The organism is Longimicrobiales bacterium, assembly GCA_029245345.1.
Taxonomy (GTDB): domain Bacteria; phylum Gemmatimonadota; class Gemmatimonadetes; order Longimicrobiales; family Gaopeijiaceae; genus CALFPJ01.
Window position 1 is genome coordinate 580,554 of record JAQWPM010000021.1, and the last position, 20,166, is coordinate 600,719.

General features: G+C 63.1%; 14 protein-coding genes. 3 read left to right on the forward strand and 11 right to left on the reverse strand.

The genetic code is table 11. The features are described 5' to 3' along the window. Window positions 1-35: 35 nt before the first annotated feature. From P8L30_13630 to P8L30_13660, 7 genes are all read right to left on the reverse strand, one after another. Entirely contained in the window at window positions 36-2,519 is a 2,484-nt protein-coding gene (locus P8L30_13630) for a sulfatase-like hydrolase/transferase (GenBank protein ID MDG2241238.1), read from the reverse strand. Beyond that, complete coding sequence (locus P8L30_13635) at window positions 2,516-5,287, reverse strand: alkaline phosphatase D family protein (GenBank protein ID MDG2241239.1); 2,772 nt, start codon at window positions 5,285-5,287, stop codon at window positions 2,516-2,518. The genes P8L30_13630 and P8L30_13635 overlap by 4 nt, the downstream gene beginning before the upstream one ends. A gap of 291 nt (window positions 5,288-5,578) precedes the next feature. Beyond that, window positions 5,579-7,237: an amidohydrolase family protein gene (locus P8L30_13640; GenBank protein ID MDG2241240.1), complete on the reverse strand. Its 1,659-nt coding sequence runs from the start codon at window positions 7,235-7,237 to the stop codon at window positions 5,579-5,581. A gap of 79 nt (window positions 7,238-7,316) precedes the next feature. Then, window positions 7,317-7,673, reverse strand: a complete 357-nt coding sequence (locus P8L30_13645; GenBank protein MDG2241241.1) for a Smr/MutS family protein — start codon at window positions 7,671-7,673, stop codon at window positions 7,317-7,319. A gap of 16 nt (window positions 7,674-7,689) precedes the next feature. Beyond that, window positions 7,690-9,261, reverse strand: a complete 1,572-nt coding sequence (locus P8L30_13650; GenBank protein ID MDG2241242.1) for a M20/M25/M40 family metallo-hydrolase — start codon at window positions 9,259-9,261, stop codon at window positions 7,690-7,692. A 2-nt stretch (window positions 9,262-9,263) separates the two neighbouring features. Next, the gene (locus P8L30_13655; protein ID MDG2241243.1) at window positions 9,264-10,832 is read right to left on the reverse strand and encodes a serine hydrolase; all 1,569 of its coding nucleotides are present in this window, start codon (window positions 10,830-10,832) and stop codon (window positions 9,264-9,266) included. Between the two features lie 59 nt (window positions 10,833-10,891). Further along, window positions 10,892-11,032 (reverse strand): hypothetical protein, encoded by a 141-nt coding sequence (locus P8L30_13660; GenBank protein ID MDG2241244.1) that lies wholly within the window; start codon window positions 11,030-11,032, stop codon window positions 10,892-10,894. A gap of 186 nt (window positions 11,033-11,218) precedes the next feature. Between P8L30_13660 and P8L30_13665 the strand changes: the two genes are divergently transcribed. Continuing rightward, window positions 11,219-11,665, forward strand: coding sequence for a DUF3127 domain-containing protein (locus P8L30_13665; protein MDG2241245.1), 447 nt, complete (start codon window positions 11,219-11,221; stop codon window positions 11,663-11,665). Window positions 11,666-11,774: 109 nt separating this feature from the next. Then, window positions 11,775-13,943: a prolyl oligopeptidase family serine peptidase gene (locus P8L30_13670; protein MDG2241246.1), complete on the forward strand. Its 2,169-nt coding sequence runs from the start codon at window positions 11,775-11,777 to the stop codon at window positions 13,941-13,943. 13 nt (window positions 13,944-13,956) lie between these two features. Here P8L30_13670 and P8L30_13675 read toward each other — a convergent pair whose 3' ends face one another. Beyond that, window positions 13,957-14,223: a hypothetical protein gene (locus P8L30_13675; protein MDG2241247.1), complete on the reverse strand. Its 267-nt coding sequence runs from the start codon at window positions 14,221-14,223 to the stop codon at window positions 13,957-13,959. A gap of 129 nt (window positions 14,224-14,352) precedes the next feature. Here P8L30_13675 and ggt point away from each other — a divergent pair, with 129 nt between their 5' ends. After that, window positions 14,353-16,137: a gamma-glutamyltransferase gene (ggt, locus tag P8L30_13680; GenBank protein MDG2241248.1), complete on the forward strand. Its 1,785-nt coding sequence runs from the start codon at window positions 14,353-14,355 to the stop codon at window positions 16,135-16,137. Between the two features lie 21 nt (window positions 16,138-16,158). Here the strand turns inward: ggt and P8L30_13685 are convergent, their stop codons facing one another. Genes P8L30_13685 through P8L30_13695 form a run of 3 tightly spaced genes read right to left on the reverse strand, consistent with a single transcriptional unit; the run spans window position 16,159 to window position 20,103 of the window. Continuing rightward, a complete protein-coding gene (locus P8L30_13685) occupies window positions 16,159-17,382 on the reverse strand; it encodes a PQQ-dependent sugar dehydrogenase (GenBank protein ID MDG2241249.1) in 1,224 nt (407 codons plus the stop codon). Continuing rightward, entirely contained in the window at window positions 17,379-18,875 is a 1,497-nt protein-coding gene (locus P8L30_13690; GenBank protein ID MDG2241250.1) for an amidohydrolase family protein, read from the reverse strand. The genes P8L30_13685 and P8L30_13690 overlap by 4 nt, the downstream gene beginning before the upstream one ends. Continuing rightward, window positions 18,862-20,103, reverse strand: a complete 1,242-nt coding sequence (locus P8L30_13695; protein ID MDG2241251.1) for a sorbosone dehydrogenase family protein — start codon at window positions 20,101-20,103, stop codon at window positions 18,862-18,864. The genes P8L30_13690 and P8L30_13695 overlap by 14 nt, the downstream gene beginning before the upstream one ends. Between the last annotated feature and the right edge of the window lie 63 nt (window positions 20,104-20,166).

Genomic DNA, 20,166 nt, shown 5'->3' on the forward strand with positions numbered 1-20,166 from the left:
ACATCATCCGCTTTGAGGAGAACTCTGGACCAGAGTTACCGACTCCGAATCCGCTCGTCCAGTTCCGCCATCGTAAAGCGCACGCTCAGGATGTAGGGGTCCACAAAGTCGTCCCAGTGCCCGTATGTCGTCCCTACGAAGGTCCCGTCGGGCAGGACTTCAACCCCGGCATACGTGGAGTCCCAAGCGTTCTTGTTGTCTTTCACACGTACACGGTACTGCCCGGAGCCTCCAGTCTCGATAGCGTCCCAATCACCCACCCACATGACCCAATCACCCTTGCTCGGGCTGTCCGCAGCCATGTCGCGGAAGGTGACGACCAAGCGTCCGTCTGGGGCATAACGGGCTACGTGCCGGTCCCCCGTCAGCGTGAGAGGGAGCTCTCGCGGTTCGGTCCACGTCTCCCCGTCGTCGTCAGAGAAGACCACGAACGACTCGTGCTGCCGCGAGTTCTCACGAAGCAGGAGTGCGATCCGGCTTCCATCCGGTGATACGACCAAGCCAGGCTCGCACAAATCGGCATCGGGATGCTCGGCTACGACCCACGGCTCGGACCACGTCAGGCCCCCATCGGATGAACGCGAGGCAAACACATGGAAATCCGTGGCTGCACCTTCGTTCCGAAGGAAGCGTCCATCGTCGTGAAAGAACGCCAGCAGGTCACCATTCTTCTGCGTGTGCAGCGACGACATGGCGACGATTCCGCCGAAGTCTCCGATCGGTTCGAGCTCAGACCACGTTGCTCCTTCGTCTTCCGAGATCGCTCTTCGGATGGGATACAGTCCAGAGAACATCACCAAGCGATGTCCACCCTCCGGCTTGGCCACGCGGAACATGGTCGGCACTTCGAGCGACGTCGCCCAACTGCCGGGAACAGGCAGCCGGTCACTCCAGCTCTGTCCACCGTCCGGGCTCTTCTTATACACGATGGATCCCCGGCCATGTCCCTCGGGGTACACAGTGAGGATCGTCTGACCGTCTTCCATCAGCTGCGTCGTGGGGTGTCCCAAGTACTGCCCGGGCACACGGTCCACGACCACCTGGCGATCCGTCTCGGCGTCGAGGTCGACGAGGGGAATCCCGAAGACACTGTCGGGCATCACCGGTGCCGGAATGAACGCGTCGGTCTCCGCCCACCACGCTTCGAGGGCTCCCCTTAGCTCCGCTGTCAGCTCAGGCATCTCCGCAGACAGGTCGTTGCTCTCGCTGACATCCGCCGCGAGGTCATACAACTCCCACACGTCGCCCTCAAAGAAGTGGATCAGCTTGTGGTCCCCTCGCCGGATGGCGCTCGCGGGCGTCGTCCGCCAGTGCCCCGCCATCCCCCTGTAGGCTTCTAGGTAGGCCGGAAAATGCCAGAACACGTCTCGGGCCTCCATGGCGTCCCCACGCAACACCGGGAGAAAACTCTGCCCGTCCATCACCTGGCCGGCAGGCAACTCGCCCCCGGCGACGCTTACCAGCGTCGGATAGAAGTCCGTCCCGATGACGGGGACGTCCTGAACCGAGCCGGCCTCGATCTGCCCGGGCCATCGCGCAATCAATGGCTCTCGGATGCCACCTTCGTACAACATGCCCTTTGATCCCCGAAGCGGCGCCATCGAAGTAACCGGGCCGTAGCCGCCGTTGTCAGCGTAGAAAATGACGAGCGTGTTCTCGGCCAAACCAAGTGAGTCGAGGGCTGCCATTACGAGGCCTAAGCTCTCGTCCATTGCGGTGACCATCGCACCGTACTCGGCGTTCCCCTGCCCGCCGGAAGCCGGCCTATCCGCATACTCAGCAACGAGATCGGGCCTGCCTTGAATGGGCGTATGCACCGCGTAGTGGGACAGATAAAGGAAGAACGTCTCTTCGCGGTTCTCCTCCATGAAGCCGATCACTTCATCGGTGAGCCGGTCCGTCAGGTACTCCCCTTCCTCCCCCTCTTCCAGCCCCGGAATTTGCCGTCCGTTACGCTCGTATGGGTAGAAGTATCCCGGCGGAGAGCCCGCAGCGTTCCCGGCCACACTCCAGTCAAAGCCATGATCCGTGGGGAGCGAACCGTCCCCACCCAGATGCCACTTCCCCGCATGACCCGTCGTATACCCAGCTTCCTGTAGGGACTCGGCGAGCGTCGCCACCCCGAGGTCGAGGTCCAGTCGATTTTGTACTGGAACAAGCCTCCGGTTGGCAGCGTCGCCACGGGCCGCGGACGCTACGGTGTAGACACCAGTCCTGGGCGCATATTGCCCGGACATCAGCGCAGCACGACTCGGTGCGCAGTTCGGTGCATTCGCGTACGCGTTGGTGAAGCGCATGCCTTCGGCGGCCAATCGATCGACGTTGGGCGTTTCGTAATACGTGCTGCCCTGCACGCCTAAGTCGTTCCAGCCGAGATCGTCGATATAGATCAGGACAATGTTCGGTGGGGACTCCTCAGCGCTCCCAGGACCGGAACCATCCCCGCACGCCGAGACGGCCAGAGCCATCAGCGCCGTGCGGACGACCAGCGTCAGCCTGATCGTGGGGACAAAGCTCACTCGAACACCACGTCGAGTACCGCGCTCTCATCAGCAGTCGGGCGGACGCCGGTCAACGTCTGAAGCCGGTCCGTACCCGGCTCACCGACAACAATCGTGTAGGCACCACCCGCCGTGAACACGCGCGGCCGATAACGGTCGCCCTGGATGCGCAGGGTATAAGCTACTTCGCCCGTGCGCTCCTCAACGACCTGCACCACCGGGTCCACCATTCCGGTCACCACCACCTCTGGCAGGTACGCGACAGCCTCACGGTCGTACTGCTCCGCCTGCGTTACAGTGACCGGCCAGCCGGGATACTGAGCAGCATCCGCAGCCGACGGGTCGACCCAGCGCGGCCATGCCTCGACCTCGATCTCACGCGTGCTTCTGTCGAAGCGCATGATCCCGTACCCCGGCGCTCGCTGATACAACTCGTGGGGCTCGAAATCAACCTGGGTTGGGTTCGCCACGGCCAGCACGGTCATGCGGTTTCCGAAGCCGTCGAGATACTCCCCGGTGTTGCGGGGAGACGAAGGCACGGGATTCCTGCCTGGTGTGGGCGGAAACCACCTCCGCGGCCAGAGATTGGCGATGGATGGGACGGTGAAGACATGTCCGGCATCGTTCCAGGCATCCACTCCATATCGAATGAAGTGCCCAAGATGTTGATCGCCTACTACATGAAACGCAAAGCCCTTCCGTAATGCACGGACTCCACGGTCCCGGCCCGACTTCGGCCAGCCGTTCGAGTCCATGTCTTCGGCAAGCTTTTCGCCTTCTAGGTATTCACCTGGCTCCACGATGTACGAGCCCGGCAACACCGCCCCACTGGTGGCGTCCTCAGGGATTGTCGCAACGTCCGCGAAAGGCGTCTGAGACAAAACGACCTTCATCCAGGCGCCGTCAGTCCAGTCGTTCGCCCACTCCTCCAGGAACCGCTCCTGCCCTTCCCCGAGCAGCACCGCATCCGGTGAGTCGGATTGGGTCGCCGCGTTGAAGCCGGGCCGCCGCGGCCAGCCGTTCACGACGTCTCCTCCGCGAACGACCACGGACGGAGGTGACTTCCACATCCGGTCTGCGAGCACCGCGAAGCTCATGCCGCCGTATTCAATGCGTGTGTGATACGTGGTGATGCCCAACGCCATCGGGTCTGCCGGCGCCGGATCCGGCAGGTGAGAGACCTGCGTCCGATGCATCGCGTTCACCCAATCGGGTGACATCCGATACCCGCCTGCGTCCTGAACCGTGTAGTCGCCCGGCTCCCTCACGCCCCCGTTGCCCCAAATGTTGCCGTGGTAGGCGTCATGGTCATCAGGGATCGTGACCGTGGGCCTGTCACGAGTCAGATCACGGAACGACCACACGAAGCGGAACCAGTGCCCCAGGTAGTCCACGGAGGCGATGTCGGTCGTATCGCGGACGACACCTTCGAGCCCGCCCTCATAGATCTGGTCGCCTGCGAAGAAGATCATATCCGGGTCATGGTGTGCCACGCCCGCTACGGTCTCGTTATTGGGATACCAGAAGTGGCTTCCATTCCACTGTCCGTCCGCGCCCGAGATGTGGTGGCAATTGAGGCCAGCCAGCACGAACTCTTCAGTGTCGTCCGGGATCTGGCGAATGGTGCCCTCGAAGTAGTGCGGCGTCGGCTCGCGAAGCCCGATCGGGAAACTGTAAGCCACTCGGTACGGGACATCCTCGGGAGCGTCCCAGCCCTCGAGGCGGAAATGCGCCGTAGCACTCAAAGGTTGGATCTCAGCGGATGCCACGCGCTGCCAGCCTCCGTCGCGCTGTAGCTCGAGATGAGCCTCCGGGGCGTCCGTCGGCCCGAGAGGTCCGAGCTGGGCGGTCATCTTCATGGTGCCACGCGACAACGTGTACATCGCGCCCATGACGGGGCCGAAAGCGCGGTCTTTGTGTCTGCGGACTTTCGCACCATCCAACGTCCATGATGCGAACCAGTAGCCCGGCGCGTCTTCCGCCGCGGCGCCGTCGGCAGCGGCGGGACTCCGGTGCGACACCAGCGCCACATTTCCGGTCATGTGCTCTGGGTCGATGCCGGAGTACCAAGCCCGAGCACGCTCATTGCCAGTGACGCCGTCCAACAGCGTCACGATCATCGAATACGTGTCACCGTCGGGCTCGGCCTGGACGGCCAGGAACATGTCGTTCCCCACTTCCCCGGAGACCTCGGTCTGATCCGCCTGGATCAGCGGCCAGTGCTCAAGCGGGATGTTCGGGTTGGGCCCCGTGTAGCCGTGATTCTCCGAGTTGTCACGCACGACGATCTGTCCCGTACCGTCCACGGCGACGATCAAGCCACCGTCTGTGGATGGCCAGTGGTGGCTCAGCGCGCTGATTCGGAAGTCCACATCACCGCCACCGACCCCGATCAGGAAGCCGGACCAGGTGTCCTCATGCCTCGCCCCTGGTTCGACCGCACCCATACCCACACTCATTCGGAATGCGCCGTCGTCGTCGCTGAGCGCGTAAGTGAGCAAGTGCAGGGTCCGCATCGGCTTGGCACGGCTGCCTTCGATGCTCTCGATGCGTCCGTCGCGAGCACGCCAGTCCTGCAGCCGATTCGCGTAGTAGTCGGGTCCGACCCAGATGCGGTCGGCGTCCTCCGTCACGAGGCCGATGAACTGCGGACCGGGTTCCACGCAGCCGCTGAGGGCGACGCTCGCGAGGACGAGGCCGAGGAGTAATCCATTGCCCTTCAGCGGGCCAACACGGGGCGGACGACTGACGACAGGGTCCGACGATGCACTAGGCGATTGGGACAAGAACGAGCCTCCTTGGACTCACCGACTGGAACGGTTCTGGCTCTGCGAACCTCACCGGACGAAACCTCGGCTTCCTAGGCCCATTCGCAAGGACATCGATATCGAGTTCCTTGGAGATTCGATCCGACAGCTGGCGTGCCTCGAAGACGTCCATGACACGCGCCTGAATATCCGAATGCTTGCGTGCGAAAGCCGGCACGGGTCAATCGCCGCAACGTTCACGGTCGTCGTTGCGCAGGTCAAAGGCGGCGCGGGCCGGTGAGGTTCCCGGCCCGCGCGCCCTATCGAGCGTCAGCGTCCCCCTGATCCAATCGGCCGCCTGGCCGTCGGCCCCACGATGAACGGCTTGGTCACGATGTCCGGCCCGACTCCGCGCTTGGACTCCGCCACGATGCGCGCAACCTCTTCCATCAGCTTGTCGTTTTCGATCACCACACCGTCTTTGATCGTGTGGATGATGCCCTGCGTCCGGTACATCTCCCTGGCCTCGTTCATGTTGATCGCGCCGAACGGGTACAGGTAGCGGAAGTTCTCGGCCGGAGAACCATCGACTACGAGCAGGTCGGCGATGTAGCCCACCTGAACCATGCCCAGCTTGGGCTCCAGAATCGTCTGGGCCGAGTTGAACGTCGCGCTCTGAAGTACCTCGAGCGGATGCATCCCAGATTCGAGCACGAGCTGGAGCTCTCGGATGTTGCCGAAGCCCCCCGTCGACCACTGGTAGTTGTCGTCTGTGCCGTACGCGACGCGCCCGCCACGCTTGTTGAACTCGTAGATCATGTCGCCCCACAGGTCGTACATGTAGTGCCAACGGTATTCGTCCATCGACGTCCAGTTGTACTGGAAGGACGCGTGGTTATCCGCATTCGGTAGGTGCCAGTCCCACAGCGCCTGGTGCGTGTACTTCTCGTGCCACGGCAGGCTCTGGGCGCGAAGGATGTCGCGGTTGGCCTCGTAGGTAGCCCGGTTCGGCTGCATGGTCACGCCGTAGTACACCAGCGAATCCACCACCGTGTTCAACAGTCGATGCCGGGTCTCTTCGTTTTCACCCGCCTCGATCCAGACCTGGGCGGCCTCGCGGAATCGTTTGTTCTCGTCGAGGAAGTTGTAGTCCACTGGATAATTCTGGACGCCGCGGTTGAGCGCGGACTCAGCATACCCGTAGTGGTGCACGATCATGGTCACGCCGAGCCGGGCAGCATCCAGAGCGTTCACCTGCGATGTGCTGGACGGTTGGATGTGAACCGCGGTGATCCCACCCGCGGCCTCGATCGCCTGCGCGGCCGCCCCGAACATCGTGGGGTTCCAGGTGAGCTGGTTCAGGTACACCTGCCGCACGCCGGCCGCGATCATGTCGCGAGCGATCTGAGGTGCCATCTCGGGGTCGGCCAAGTCCTCAGCCGAGTAGTCCGTCTTACTGCCCCACCCGTAGATCGGAAACAGCCGGGGCGACAGGATCTCGTTGCCTCGCTCAGCCTGCAGTTGGTCTTGCACCCGGTCTTCTTCAGCCGGCCCGATGGAGGTCACGCCCGTCGCGAGCTGCATATAGTAGATGTAGTCGAGCGGTAGCTCCTCACCCCGCAGGTGCAGATGCAGGTTGAGCATACCCGGCATCACAAAGAGCCCGTCGCCTTCAATGATGCGGTCGCCCTGCATGCGCTCCGGGTTGTTGCGATCGTGCTGGGTCATCTCCGCGATCACGTTACCCGTGACGAGGATGTCGTACGGGCCGCTCGCGGGGCCGCCGTGCCCCGGGATCACCATGACGTTGCGGAGGACCAGGCGTTCGTAGGGTCCCTCCGCTAGGTCGCCGAACATCTTGGTTTCAGTCGGGTTGGGGTTGGCTTGGACCTTTTCGAGCTGAGCGCTGGCGGGCGCCGCGAGCGCGAACGAAAGGCAAAGCGCAGAGAGGATGCCTGGTGGCATCCAGCGTGTACGGACCGTGATCATAGCTAAGCTCCTGCAGTCGTGTTCGGTAGAGATCCCACAAGCTACGAAGCGAGCAGAAGTGGCGCAGCCTAGCGACCCTTCAGCGCAGCCTCACGGCCACGCCACCACCCCCTGGCAGCCCCGCGACCTCACGAACAAGGCGGGTCAAGTCGTCATCCAGCAGGTCGCGGACCAAACCAGGCAGCACCGGAGCGCCCTCGGACCGGTTGCCCTTACCCGTGATGATGTGAACCACCCTGCCGCTCGCCGTATGGCTCTGTCGCTTCATGAACGCCATGACACGTGGCTCCGCCTGAGCCGCGGTCATTCCATGGAGGTCGAGCTTGTCCGCGGGGTACTCGCTGAGCAATAACGCGATGCCCGTGAGCGCCGGCGGGTCTGAAGCTGCGGCGCCCGCTCGTCCTGGCCGCTGACTCTTCGGCTTACGCTTTGCCATGGATGGCCTCCCCGTCCTACTGGGTAATCGGCCGCTGAGACGCCAAGGCGAACATCAGATCGACGTACGCGCGCTCGATCTCGCGAAGTCCAGCAATGGACGACCCCTCCGCCGGGGTCACGACCATGTACTCGTTCGGCGCATGAGCGCCGGAGCCATGACCGAACCCGGCAAACACTAGGGGCAGACCCAGTCGCTCTGTGAACTGATAGAACGGTGCGCTCCCGGCCAGCCGCGGCGAGACCTGTGGCGTGTGGCTGTACTTGTTGAACACTCCAATCGCGGCTTGAACGATGGGAGCCTCTACGCTGGTTTGAGCAGCCGGATACCCGGACAACTTTCGGACCACGATGTCTTCGAAGCCCTCCGCATCTAGGTGCCGGCGGATCCGTGCGAGCGCGGTGTCCGGGTCGAGTCCGTACGGCAGCCGTGAATCGACCTTCGCAGTGGCCATGTGCGGCAGAATGGTCTTCACACCCTCCCCGGTGTATCCGCCCCAAATTCCATCGATGTTGAGTGTCGGGTGGTACAGATAACGCATGATCGCATCGCGGCCCGTGATGCCGTCGATCCACTGCTCGACGCCTAATGCGTCCTGTTGAGCCTCGTCATTCCACGTGTCCGCCATCGCATTGATGAGGCGCTGCTCTTCGCCCGTGGGAGGGCGCACGTCGTCGTAGTAGCCGGGGACGAGAATCGTGTTGCCGTCTTCAGACACCAGGGACGAGAGCGCCTGAACAAGCCGCCAAGGCGGAGAGTCCACGATGGCTTTGTACGACCCGTGGATCTCAGCCTGTATCGGACCGCCGCCTGCGTTGCCAACCGCTTCGATCTCTGTGTACAGGATCCCTTTCACGCCGAGGCTCATGCCGGCTCCGCCCGTGGGGCCCTGAGAGTTGAACGGGAAGAACGCACCGTCTGCCGTCTTGAGCCGATCCTCGAACTGATCCACCAGTTGGTAGTAGTGCGGAGAGCCGAGCTCTTCTTCACCTTCGGCGAGTACCATCAGGTTCACGGGAAGCGTGCCTTCTACCGCGATGATCGACTCGATGGCGTTGAGAAACGCCCGTTCCGGCCCTTTCTGATTCGTCGCACCTCGTGCCATGAGGATCTCGCCGAGGCCGGATTCGATGACCTCGGCATCGAATGGCGGCGACTCCCAGTCTTCTTCATTCACCGGCTGGACGTCATACATCAGGTAGACCATGAGCGTCCGCTCAGCGCCCGCGTCGTAGTAGCCCCACACGCCGGGATGACCATCCGTCGGGACCACCGCGGTCTCTGCGAAACCAAGCGCTTCGAGATCCGACCGGAGCATCTCGGCCATCTCCGTAATGCCATCGTTCTGCGCGCTTACGGAGCGCTGTCTCAGCCAGCGCTGGAGATTCGCCAGATGCGCCTCAAAGTTCTCATCGATATACGCATAAATGGCGTCGTGACTGCCTTCGTACGCGGGCGTCGCCGTGGCGTCGAGCTTCTCATCTGTGGAGAAGACAAAGCGTGCCGAATCGAGCTGTGCAGCGGCCGGTGAGGCGAGGATGCCGCATGCGAGCGCCGTAAGGACACTCCTGGCAAACAAGTGCTTCATCGTTATCTCGGAAGGCGCGAGGAACGAACGCGCGGGTTGTTGTGCACCCAGTAGGTCATGGCACCGTCGGGCCCCTCTTCGAAGAGGTACTCCTCACCGAGATCCCCATCGGAACGTACGCGTCGGAACGAGTTTCCTTCGATGTGCTTCAGTTTGGTCATCGCGTTGAGCGGATTGGTCGTCGGCAGGCCGATCACCACGAGCTGACCGTTCCAGGTCGTCACCATGCTCTCGGTGCCCAATGGGCGTGAGTATAGGCCGGTTAGGGTCTCGAGATCCGGGCCATGCATCTGCAGATGATGTGCGCCCATTTCGTCCGCACTCATCGCGGCCATGCGCTGACTCATCTCATCCGTCATCTCATGGTCCTCTTCCGCGGCAGGGGCACCTCCGTCCGCAACAGCGGCCAGAATCGCCGGCGCCATGATGTCGTACGCCATGCGTGAGAAGCTGCTCGCGCTCACCCGGCGACCATTCGTCATGAACGTCGTCGCGATCTTGTCCTGGGGGCGGATGTTGAGGTTGCTCTCGTAGCCCGGGCACGAGCCGCCGTGGCCCACATAGGTCTTCCCGTCGCGCTTCGAGACCGAGAAACCGAGCCCGTAGCTGCTGGTCCCATCCGGCTCGAGCCAATGAACACGTTGCATCTCGCGCAGCGTGTTCCTGTCCAAGACCTCCTCACTCGTGCCGTCGAGGACCCGGAACTGCCACATCGCGAACTTCGCGAGGTCCTCCACCGTGGAGAGCATCCCGGCGGCCGGCCCAATGCCCCGGACCTGATAGGGCGGCACCAAGCCTCGGGTCCCGTCGCGCTGAATGGGCGAATAGCCGGTCGCTAGCTGCTTCCCGCGGAGTTCGTCCAGATGCTCGGTGGTCGTATTCGTCATACCGAGCGGCTCCAGGATGTGCCCCTTCACATAGTCGCCCCAAGACATGCCCGACTTCGCCATCACAATTTCCCCAGCGAGCGTCAGGCCAAGGTTGGAGTACTGGTAGTGGGTCCGAGCCGGGTAGAGCATCTCCTGGTTGGAGAGACCCTCCACGATTGCATCGTGCGTGGGGAACGGGAAGTCGGGCCCGCTCCAGTATGGGGCGTCCGCCTCGCGAGGCAGTCCGGACGAGTGCGTGAGCACCCCCTCGATCGTGACCGGTCCTAGCCCTGGGAATTGCTGCTCGAGATCGAACCACTCGAGGTGGTCACCCACGTCGTCCCGGATGGTCAGTGCGCCTTCGTCGCGCAGCTGCATGATGCTCGTCGCGGTAAAGAGCTTCGAGATCGAGCAGATCGAGTACATCGTGCTCGGGGTCGCTGGCTCCTCTGCTTCGACATGTGCGTACCCGAAGCCGCCGGCGTAAACGAGTTCTTGGTCGTGCACGACGGCCACGGAAGCCCCAGGAATTCGTTCGTAGTCCCGTTGCGCCTGAATCCACGTCTCGAGCAGGCGGGTGGCCTCTTGGACGCGTGGATGGTCGGCGACCGACTGCGCTGAGGCTGCCGACGGAAGGACGAAGGACGCCGCGGCAACTGCGGCAAATACGACGAAATGTCTCGGAGCGAAACGGCGGACCATGTTGGCCTCCTGTGCGGGATACAGGAGGCCAATTTGGCGCACGTGGCCCTAGGTCGCCATCACCGCTCGCCGTGCGCGGTTGTCACGAGCTCGAATACGCCTGTCTTTCGGCGTTCGTCCAAGATCCGCTCAACCTCACGGTGACCTTCCAGCAGATTCTCCATGTCACCCGCCAGCCCCTTGGCCGCCTTCAATTCCATCGTCAGGCTCTCCACCGTTCCGGTGCCAGCCTGCATATAGAGGAGCCCCAACCGGATCGACTCGAGCGCCGCGACCGCGGCCTGCGAGCGCCTTTTGGAAGGCGAGCAGTTCGGGCGTCGGTGCGGTCGGCAGGTCGGTCATCGTGCTCCCATGATCGGTCAGCATGTGGGCCTGAGGCAAGGACCATGTCCAGAGCCTTCCCTCATCCTCCTGCCCTCCCTTACTTTCCGGCCCGTCATCACACCAACACCAGCACGCAGACCCCCATGGACCTCAAGATCAACGGCACCGTCACTCAGATCCTCGAAGAGGCATCTGGCGAGGGAAAGAACGGCACCTGGCGCAAGCAGGAGTTCATTCTCGAGACGGACGGCAACTACCCCAAGCAGATCTGCATCGTCATGTGGGGTGACAACATCGACAAGTTCGGCATCTCGGAGAACGAGAAGCTGACGGCGCACATCGACATCGCGAGCCGTGAGTACAACAGCCGTTGGTACACGGACATCAAGGCGTGGAAGGTCGAGCGTGAGTCTGGTGGTGGTGGGCAATCGGGACCGCCGGTGCAGTCGAATGAGCCGTTCCCGGAGCCCCCGGAAACGAATGACGACGACGACGGGCTGCCGTTCTAGGGAGTGATGTCCCCCGCGGGCCCGCATTGCCGGTTCGCAGCGAACGCCCCACCCTGACCTTAGTCGCCTCACCTGTTGAGGTGACTGCTTCTTCAAGGTCGAGGTCGTTATGCCGTTTGCCCTGGTCGGTCCCCGCGTCCGCTACTTGGTGAGCTCCTGCGTCGTCGGGCTCGTCATGCTGGCTATCCCGGCACCGACACACGCTCAGTCATATTCGATCGATGACATTCTGAGCCCTGGCTTCCCCTTGAGTTTGGTCTCAGCCAAGGCCGCAGACCGCATCGCCTGGGTCGAGTTCGAGCGTGGTATGCGCAACCTGTACACGGCCGCGGCACCGGACTTCGCGCCTGTTCGCCTCACCAACTTCATGGACGACGACGGGCACGACATGGCCGAGGCGCAGATCTCGGACGACGGGTCCGTGATCGCGTTCATCCGCGGGCACACGCCGAACAGAGAAGGTTGGATCGCTAATGTGCTGAGCGACCCCCGTGGTACCGAGAGGGCCATCTGGGCGGCGAGCACGAAGGGCGGCGAGCCTTGGCGAGTCGTCGAAGCCTGGAACCTCGCGCTGTCCCCAGACGGGAAGTGGGTGGCCTACGACAAGGACGGTGCAATCTACCGCGCCGCGGTGAATCCAGGCACGAACGACTCCGGGACCGTGGACGCCGCCCCGCCGCTCTTCAGCGTCTTCGGCGACAATCGGGATCCGGTGTGGTCACCAGACTCGAAGAAGCTCGCATTTGTCAGTGTTCGGGGAGACCACAGCTACATCGGCATCTACGACACCGAAAACCCTGGTATCACCTATCTGGCGCCCGGGGTGGATCGGGACTCGAGCCCAACGTGGTCACCGGACGGTCAGCGCATCGCCTTCATACGCCGCCCGGGTCTCCCCTTCGGGAGCCACGCGGATCCGGGTGAAGCCACCGAAGCAGAACTCCCGGACGGACTCCTGACCGCACGCTTCGCCGGCGGATACGACTGGTCTATCTGGGTCGCTTCAGGGGATGGCGGCCACGGCGGAGAAATCTGGCACAACGCCCCCGAAGACGAACTTCACGGTGAAGTGCGTGAGATCATCTGGGCAGACGAGAGCATCCTCTTCCAGGCAGAACCCGACGGGTGGCGGCACTACTACTCGGTCTCTACCGAGCACCCTGACGAAGCGGTCCTTCTCACTCCTGGCGACGGAATCGCGGAGCACATCTCGCTGTCCCCAGACGGCGCGACGCTCTACTACGCGACGAACGTCGACGACATCGATCGCAGACATTTGTGGAAGGTCAGCACGTCGGGAGGCCGCGCCACTCAGCTGAGCCGCGGAGCGACGATCGAGACGTATCCAGCGGTGCTCGCCTCTGAAAGCCACATCGCCACGCTCGCCGGAGATGGTGCACGGTCGTTGGGCGTTGCTCTCGTCCCCACGGATGGCGGGTCGCCAGAGTACATCACGAGCCTTCCGGACGAGTATCCGCTCGAGCAGCACATCGAGCCTGAGGCCGTCACGCTCACAGCAGAAGATGGTTTCGAGTTCTACAACCAGGTCTGGGTGCCAGAGGATCTGGAGCCAGGAGAGAAGCGACCTGCCCTGCTGTTCATTCACGGTGGGTCCCGTCGGCAGATGCTGCTCGGCTACCACTACATGCACTTCTACCACATGTCCTACGCGATGAATCAGTACTTCGCGAACAAGGGCTACATCGTCATGTCGGTGAACTACCGGAGCGGGATCGGTTACGGTCGGGACTTCCGGAATGCACCCGGCCGTGGCGGCGAAGGCAACACGGAGTACCAGGACGTGCTCGCGGCCGGGCAGTATCTCCAGAGCCGTCCGGACGTCGACACCGACAAGCTCGGTGTGTGGGGCCTGTCGTACGGGGGCATCCTGACGGCCCAGGGGCTGGCGAGGAATTCTGACGTCTTCAAGGCGGGTGTCGATCTCGCCGGGGTGCATCTCAGGGGTGAATCGATCAGTCCGGAGTCGCTCACATACACTTCGTCAGCGATCTCTGCCGTGGAGACCTGGACGTCACCCGTACTGCTCATGCACGGAGACGACGACCGGAATGTGCCGTTCCAGCAGACTGTCGGGCTGGTACAAGCTCTTCGGGCCCAAGACGTGCCGTTCGAGTTGATCGTCTTTCCGGACGACGTGCACGACTCACTGGTGTACGATCGCTGGCTGCACGCGTTCGGTGCGACGGAGGAATTTTTCGATCGGGTGATGCTGCGTGGAGAGGCGATCGAGGGGGAGGTGAACCGGTTCCGGCGGTAGTCAGCGCCGAGCCTCAGGCGCCCTCGACCACAATCTCGTCCACGAAGATCCAACCGGTATCGCCTGCACCGACATGCCAATCGGGCAGAATCGCCCGGTTGGCGGCCACCACACGTATGTAGCGCACGGATTCGCCGCCCACCTCGACCGAGAGGAGCCGCGCCTCCACTCGCCCCTGTTCTACCCCGACGAACAGGCGCTTCCGGTCGGGATGCGTGCACTGGCGAACCTCGCTGGCGACTACCTCTTCGACCATGCGCGCGGGGTGAGCGACGCGCACTAGAGTGATCTAGCGGGTCCCGAGTCAAAACAACGTGATCCCAAAACGCACGCTTTCCACCTGTCTGGCCCGAGCGCCCTTTCGGACGCTACAATCATCCGTCCTCACGCCTCAAGCCCCCGGGATCTCATGCGCTTCGTTCTCGCTCTTCTAACGATCGCGATTACATCATCTCCGGCAGCCGCACAGGCACCGGCTGACGCTCCGGTCTGGAGGCCGGTTGTAATGGGGACCTACGGAATGGTGGCGGCGGAGCACCCACTTGAGGTGATGGCCGGATGGGAGGTCCTGGAGGGCGGCGGGAACGCGTTCGACGCGGCCACGGCCGTCTTTTACATGACCACGGTTGTCGAACAGCACCAAGCCGGGATGGGTGGGGACGCGTTCATCGTCGCCTACGTGGCGGATCAGGACCGCGTGGTGTTCATCAACGGCACCGGGGGCGCACCGGCCCTTGCCACGTCTGAGTATTTTCGCGAGCTGGGTGGAATCCCTGACGCTGGACCGGACGCCACCGACGTACCGGGTGCCGTTGGAGGGTTCGACCTTGCACTGAAAACGTTCGGCACGCAGTCGTACGCCCGTGTTCTTGCACCGGCGATTCGTGCGGCTCGAGAAGGGCACCCGCTCGACTTTTGGTCATCGACCTACCACCAAAACAACGTCGAGAAGACCGCGCCCTACCCGTCGTCGGTTGGCATTCTGATGCCGGAAGGCCGTGCCCTCGACCGAGGAGATGTGTTTGTGCAGGAGGACCTGGCGGCCTCCATGGAGCTGATCGCCGAGGGCGGCGCGGACGTCTTCTACCGAGGCGAGCTCGCGAACGCATTCAGCGACTTCTACGAAGAGATGGGGGGACGGCTACGCTACGCGGATCTGGCTGCCTTCGAGCCGGAATTGAGCGATCCCATCATGACTGAATTCGAGGGTCTGGAAGTCTACCAGAGTGCCCCGAACTCCCAGGGCATCGTGATGCTGATGGCCCTGAACATCTTGGAAGGCTTCGACCTTCGCGGAATGGGGCACAACTCGGCTGACTACATCCACGTTGTCACGGAGGCATTGAAGCTGGCTTTCGCGGACCGGAACCAGTGGGTCGCGGACCCCCGCTTCATAGATGTGCCAACGCAGGAACTGCTCTCCAAGGACTATGCTGCTGCCCGGCGCGCGTTGATCCGGATGGACCGAGCCATGGTCGCGCCTGCGCCCGGTGACCCCAGGGCAGGGATGGCGGTCCTGGCCGACAGGACGATTCAATACGAGTCCGGGACCTACCCCATCGAGCAGACCGAAAGCCTCCCCGAGTCAGGTGAGACCTCTTCCTTCTCGATTGCGGACCAATACGGCAACCTCGTCTCGGTGACCCACAGTGTGAACGGAAGTTTCGGTAGCGGGATGTACGTGCCGGGCACAGGGATCGTGCTAAACAACCGCATGCCCTACTACTCCACGGACGACAACGACCTCAACGTCTTGGCGCAGGGAAAACGCACGCGGCACACGATCAACCCGGCTCTGGCCATGAAAGACGGCAAGCCGTTCCTGGCCTGGAATACGCCGGGCGGCGACAACCAGCCGCAGGCAATGCTGCAGTCGTTTCTGGCCGTTGCCCTGTTCGACGCAAACGTCCAGCAGGCGGTTGAGGCAGCGACCGTAACCAGTTCGGCCTTCGGTGCGTCGATGTATCCGAATCCTGTGCGCGGCATGTTGACGATGCCGGCCGTGCTGGGCGACGCAGTGAGTGACGAACTGGCTGCCCGGGGACACCGCGTTGAGGTTGTGCCACTGCAGCAGCCGTATCGGCAGGCCACGTCCGGAGCGGGCGCCGTGAAGATGGTGATGATCGATCCCGTGACCGGCGTGATGTACGGGGGCGTCAGTCCGGCGAAGAGCGACTACGTGCTCGGACGGTAGCGTCCGCGAACGGGAGCCGTGTTAGCGTCCCGGTGGCTTTACTTCCCCGACGACGGGCTCCAGCCGAACGATGGACATGGGCTGGCTCTCTCGGTTCTCAAGAGCCAGGTAGATGAATCCGTCCGGTCCTTGGCGCACGTCGCGGACTCGGCCGAACTGTTGGTGAAGGAGCATTTCCTCACTCACAACGTCGTCGTCCGCGAATGTGATCCGAACGAGGCGCTCCCCAATCATTCCCGCTAGAAACGCGTTTCCTTGCCACCATGGGAACGCGTCACCTGAGTAGATCATCAGGCCGGATACCCCTATCGACGGGGTCCACAGGTAAAGCGGGTCCTCCATCGAGTCGAGGTGAGTGTCGCGTGTGATGACCGTGCCATCGTAGTTGACCCCGTGCGTGACGACGGGCCAGCCGTAGTTCCGGCCAGGTAGGATTCGGTTGAGCTCGTCTCCGCCCCGGGGCCCATGCTCGTTCGACCAGATCGCGCCGGTGCGCGGATCGGTCGCGAGGCCCTGAATATTGCGGTGCCCGTAGCTCCAAACCTCGGGACGTGCGGAGGGGTGTCCTATGAACGGGTTGTCGTCAGGCACCCGGCCGTCGTCATGCAGGCGAACAAGGGTGCCACCGTGGTTCGAGGGATCCTGAGAGGGGTGACTCGTGAGCAAATTGGGGTCGGCCTGACGGTCTCCTACGGCAAGATACAGGTAGCCTTCCGTGTCGAACGTCAGTCGACCGGAGAAGTGGTTGTTGTTCCCATGCCAGGCGTCAGCGACGAAGATTTCCTGGACGTCAACGACGCGATTCCCGTCGAGCCGGCCCCGCACAATGGCGGTGGCACCTTCGGACCCATCGGCGTTCGGCTTGCCATAGCTCAGGTAAAGCAAGCGATTTTGGGCAAAGTCCGGGTGCGGGAGGATGTCCATGAACCCTCCTTGCCCTCGCGGCCGGTACACGGCTGGAAAGCCCTCGATTGGGTCCGGATCGAGCACACCATCACGAAGGATACGCAGTCGGCCCGGTCGCTCTACGACCAGCATTTCTCCTGTGGGCAGCCAGGCCATCGACCACGGGAACTCGAGATCCTCGGTCACAACAACAACCCGAAAATCGTGTCGCGCGGAGTGATACACATCCGTTGAATCGGGCGCCTGGCTGGGGATCTGTGCGACAGCAGGAGGCGCGGCAGCAACGGGCACAACGAGTGCGGCAAACGCAACGATCAGGGTACGGGCGTGCAGAATCATGGGGTACCCGTAGGTGCCGGGGAACGAAAGGCAGGTCGACCGCTGCCGGGTTGGGCGGTGACGCGGCCATCTTCGTAGACCACTTCGCCGCGACGGATTGTCATCACTGGCCACCCCGTTAGGGCCCAGCCCTGGAACGGCGTGTAGTCAGAGTTGGACGGATCGTCCCCAGCGTCCACCACGTGGGTAAGCTCGGGATCGAGGATCATGATGTCGCCGAAAGCCCCTTCGCGGATCACGCCGCGATCGGGGTACAGGCCGAACGCACGTGCGGCGGCGGTCGAAGTGACTTCGACATAGCGCTCTGCCGTCAGGCGCCCTTTGCCCACCCCCTCAGAGTAGAGGACCGGCCGTACGAAGCGCAGATCGCTTACGCCGGGGCGCAGCCGCCCGACATTCAGCTCGGGATCCAGCTTCTGCTCACGCGTCCAGGGCGCGTGATCCGTGGCCACCATGTTGATGCGTCCGTCCCTGAGCCCCTGCCACATCGCCTCAACATCTACTGCAGACCGCAGCGGCGGCTGACCGATGAACAGAGGTCCGTCCGGCCCACGGAGCCACTCGTCTGTGAAATACAGGTAGAGAGGGCGCGTCTCGATGCTGATGGGCAGCGGGCCAAAGCCCGGGTTGCGTGCGGCGTCCAACGACCGAGCAGAGGAGAGGTGCACGAAGTGCATCGGCGCGCCCGTCAGCGCGCACAGGGCCACGGCGTCTTGGGTCGCGGCGATCTCGGCCAGTTCAGGCCGACTTTCCGCGTAGTAGTCGAGCGACGTGCGCCCCTCAGATCGCAAGCGGTCGAGGGTCGCGCTCAAGATTACGCCGTCCTCGCAATGCATGAGGGTCACCACGCCCGCGTCACGTGCGGCGTTGAGTACATCGATCACCGCGCGGCGCTGTTCTCCGAAGTCAACTCGCGTCAGGAAGATCTTGTGACTGGGCTGGCCTCGGGCAGCCAGTTCCGGCATGAGCGCAGCAAATTCAGGCGTTGGGGGCCAACTCGCTGCGTGAAAAAAGACGTCGCCAACCGCAAGCTTCGGAACTTCGGCCAACCATCGGTCCATCGCTTGGACGACGTTCTCGCCGTCTTGGGCGTACGCAAATGTGCCGACGGTTGTGATCCCGCCCGCGAGGGCGGCCGACGTCCCGGTCGTGAGATCGTCGACAAAGCTGCCCTGCAGGTGCGCATGCGGGTCAATCCCGCCAGGCATCACGAGGTGGCCACGGGCTTCGACCACTCGCGCGTCAGGGCCCGCGGCTAGATCCAGCCCAATCTCGGTGATCCGCTCGCCGACAATGCGGACATCGGCGAACCGGCTGCCGTCGGCGTTGACGACCTTACCGCCCCGCACAAGCACTTCTGGCGCTTGTTGTCCAACCCGTCCGAGCGCGCCCGACAAAAGCGGACCCGGGGTCGCCGCTAGGATCGATGTCGCTCCGGTGCCCAAGCCCGCCGCGGCCGCCACCCCGGCACGGATCGCGTCACGGCGATTCATGAGTGTCCTGGCGTGTGCCGTTGAACGAGATGCGGAAGATGCGTTTGCCCGCGTCATCCGAGACGAGCAATGAGCCGTCTGTGGCCTGGAGCACGTCCACTGGACGACCCCATACCTCCTTCACATCGTCATCCCGTACGATGAATCCGGTCAGGAAGTCCCGCGGAGGCCCGGATGGCTTTCCGTCCACGAAGGGGATCTCAACGAGCGAATAGCCAACCAAGTCAAGGCGATTGATCGACCCGTGCAGCGCAACGAACGCGCTGTTTCGGTACGCCTCGGGAAACTGGTCCCCGGTGTAGAAAATCATCCCCATGGGGGCGGCGTGGGCGGCGAGGAGCACGTCGGGGGTGATGGTCTTCTCGACCAAATCGGGGCGCGCTCCGTTCAGGATGGGCTCGGGGTTGGGACCGATGTAGGCGTACGGCCAGCCGTAGAACCCGCCGTCCACCACCGACGTCACGTAGTCCGGGGCGAGCTCGTCACCCAGGTGGTCGCGCTCATGGACCGCGGTCCACAGCGTGTGTGTTCCTGGGTAGAACACCAGGGGCACGGCGTTGCGGAGCCCTCCCGCAAAGACGCGGTGCCCTGACCCATCCGGCTCGTACTCGCTGATCGCGGCCCGACGAGGATCGTTCCCAGGCATGGCGTTCGTCGCAGAGCCAACGGAGACGTACATCTTCTCGTCGTCCGGGCCGAATGTCAGGTTGCGGGTCCAATGGTTGAATCCGCGTGTGCGGCTGACGTCGATACCCAGCCGCTCGGCCGTGTCGACATCGAGCGCGTCGCTGCTGACGGGAAGGTCGACAATGTGTTCCGCAGCGCCACTCGCCTGAAGCTGTCCAGGCACGTATGCGAAACGCACCACAGCATCGTTGTTTCCGACGTATAAGAACCCGCCACGGAATGCCAACCCAAACGGTCGCTCAAGACCGGTGGCAAAAGTCTCCCGCATTTCTGCCACGCCGTCGCCGTCAGCATCGCGAAGCAGCACAACCTCACCGGCGCGACTCTCGGCCACGAACACATCGCCGTTGGGAGCGAGCGCCATGTGCCGCGGATTGATCAGCCCGTCTGCGAACACGTTGACCGAAAATCCGGCGGGGACCGAAAGGCGGGCGTCCGCGGGCTGCTCCACGACTGTGGGTATGGCCCGGTTCCACGGAGTTTCGAAGGGTTCCGCGAGTTGCTGGACCGACAGGAGCAACATCATTGCGATGGCAGACATTAGCGATGACTCCGAGACAGCGCGGACTTTGTGCACAGGTACAAATCGGGCAAAGGCGACCTG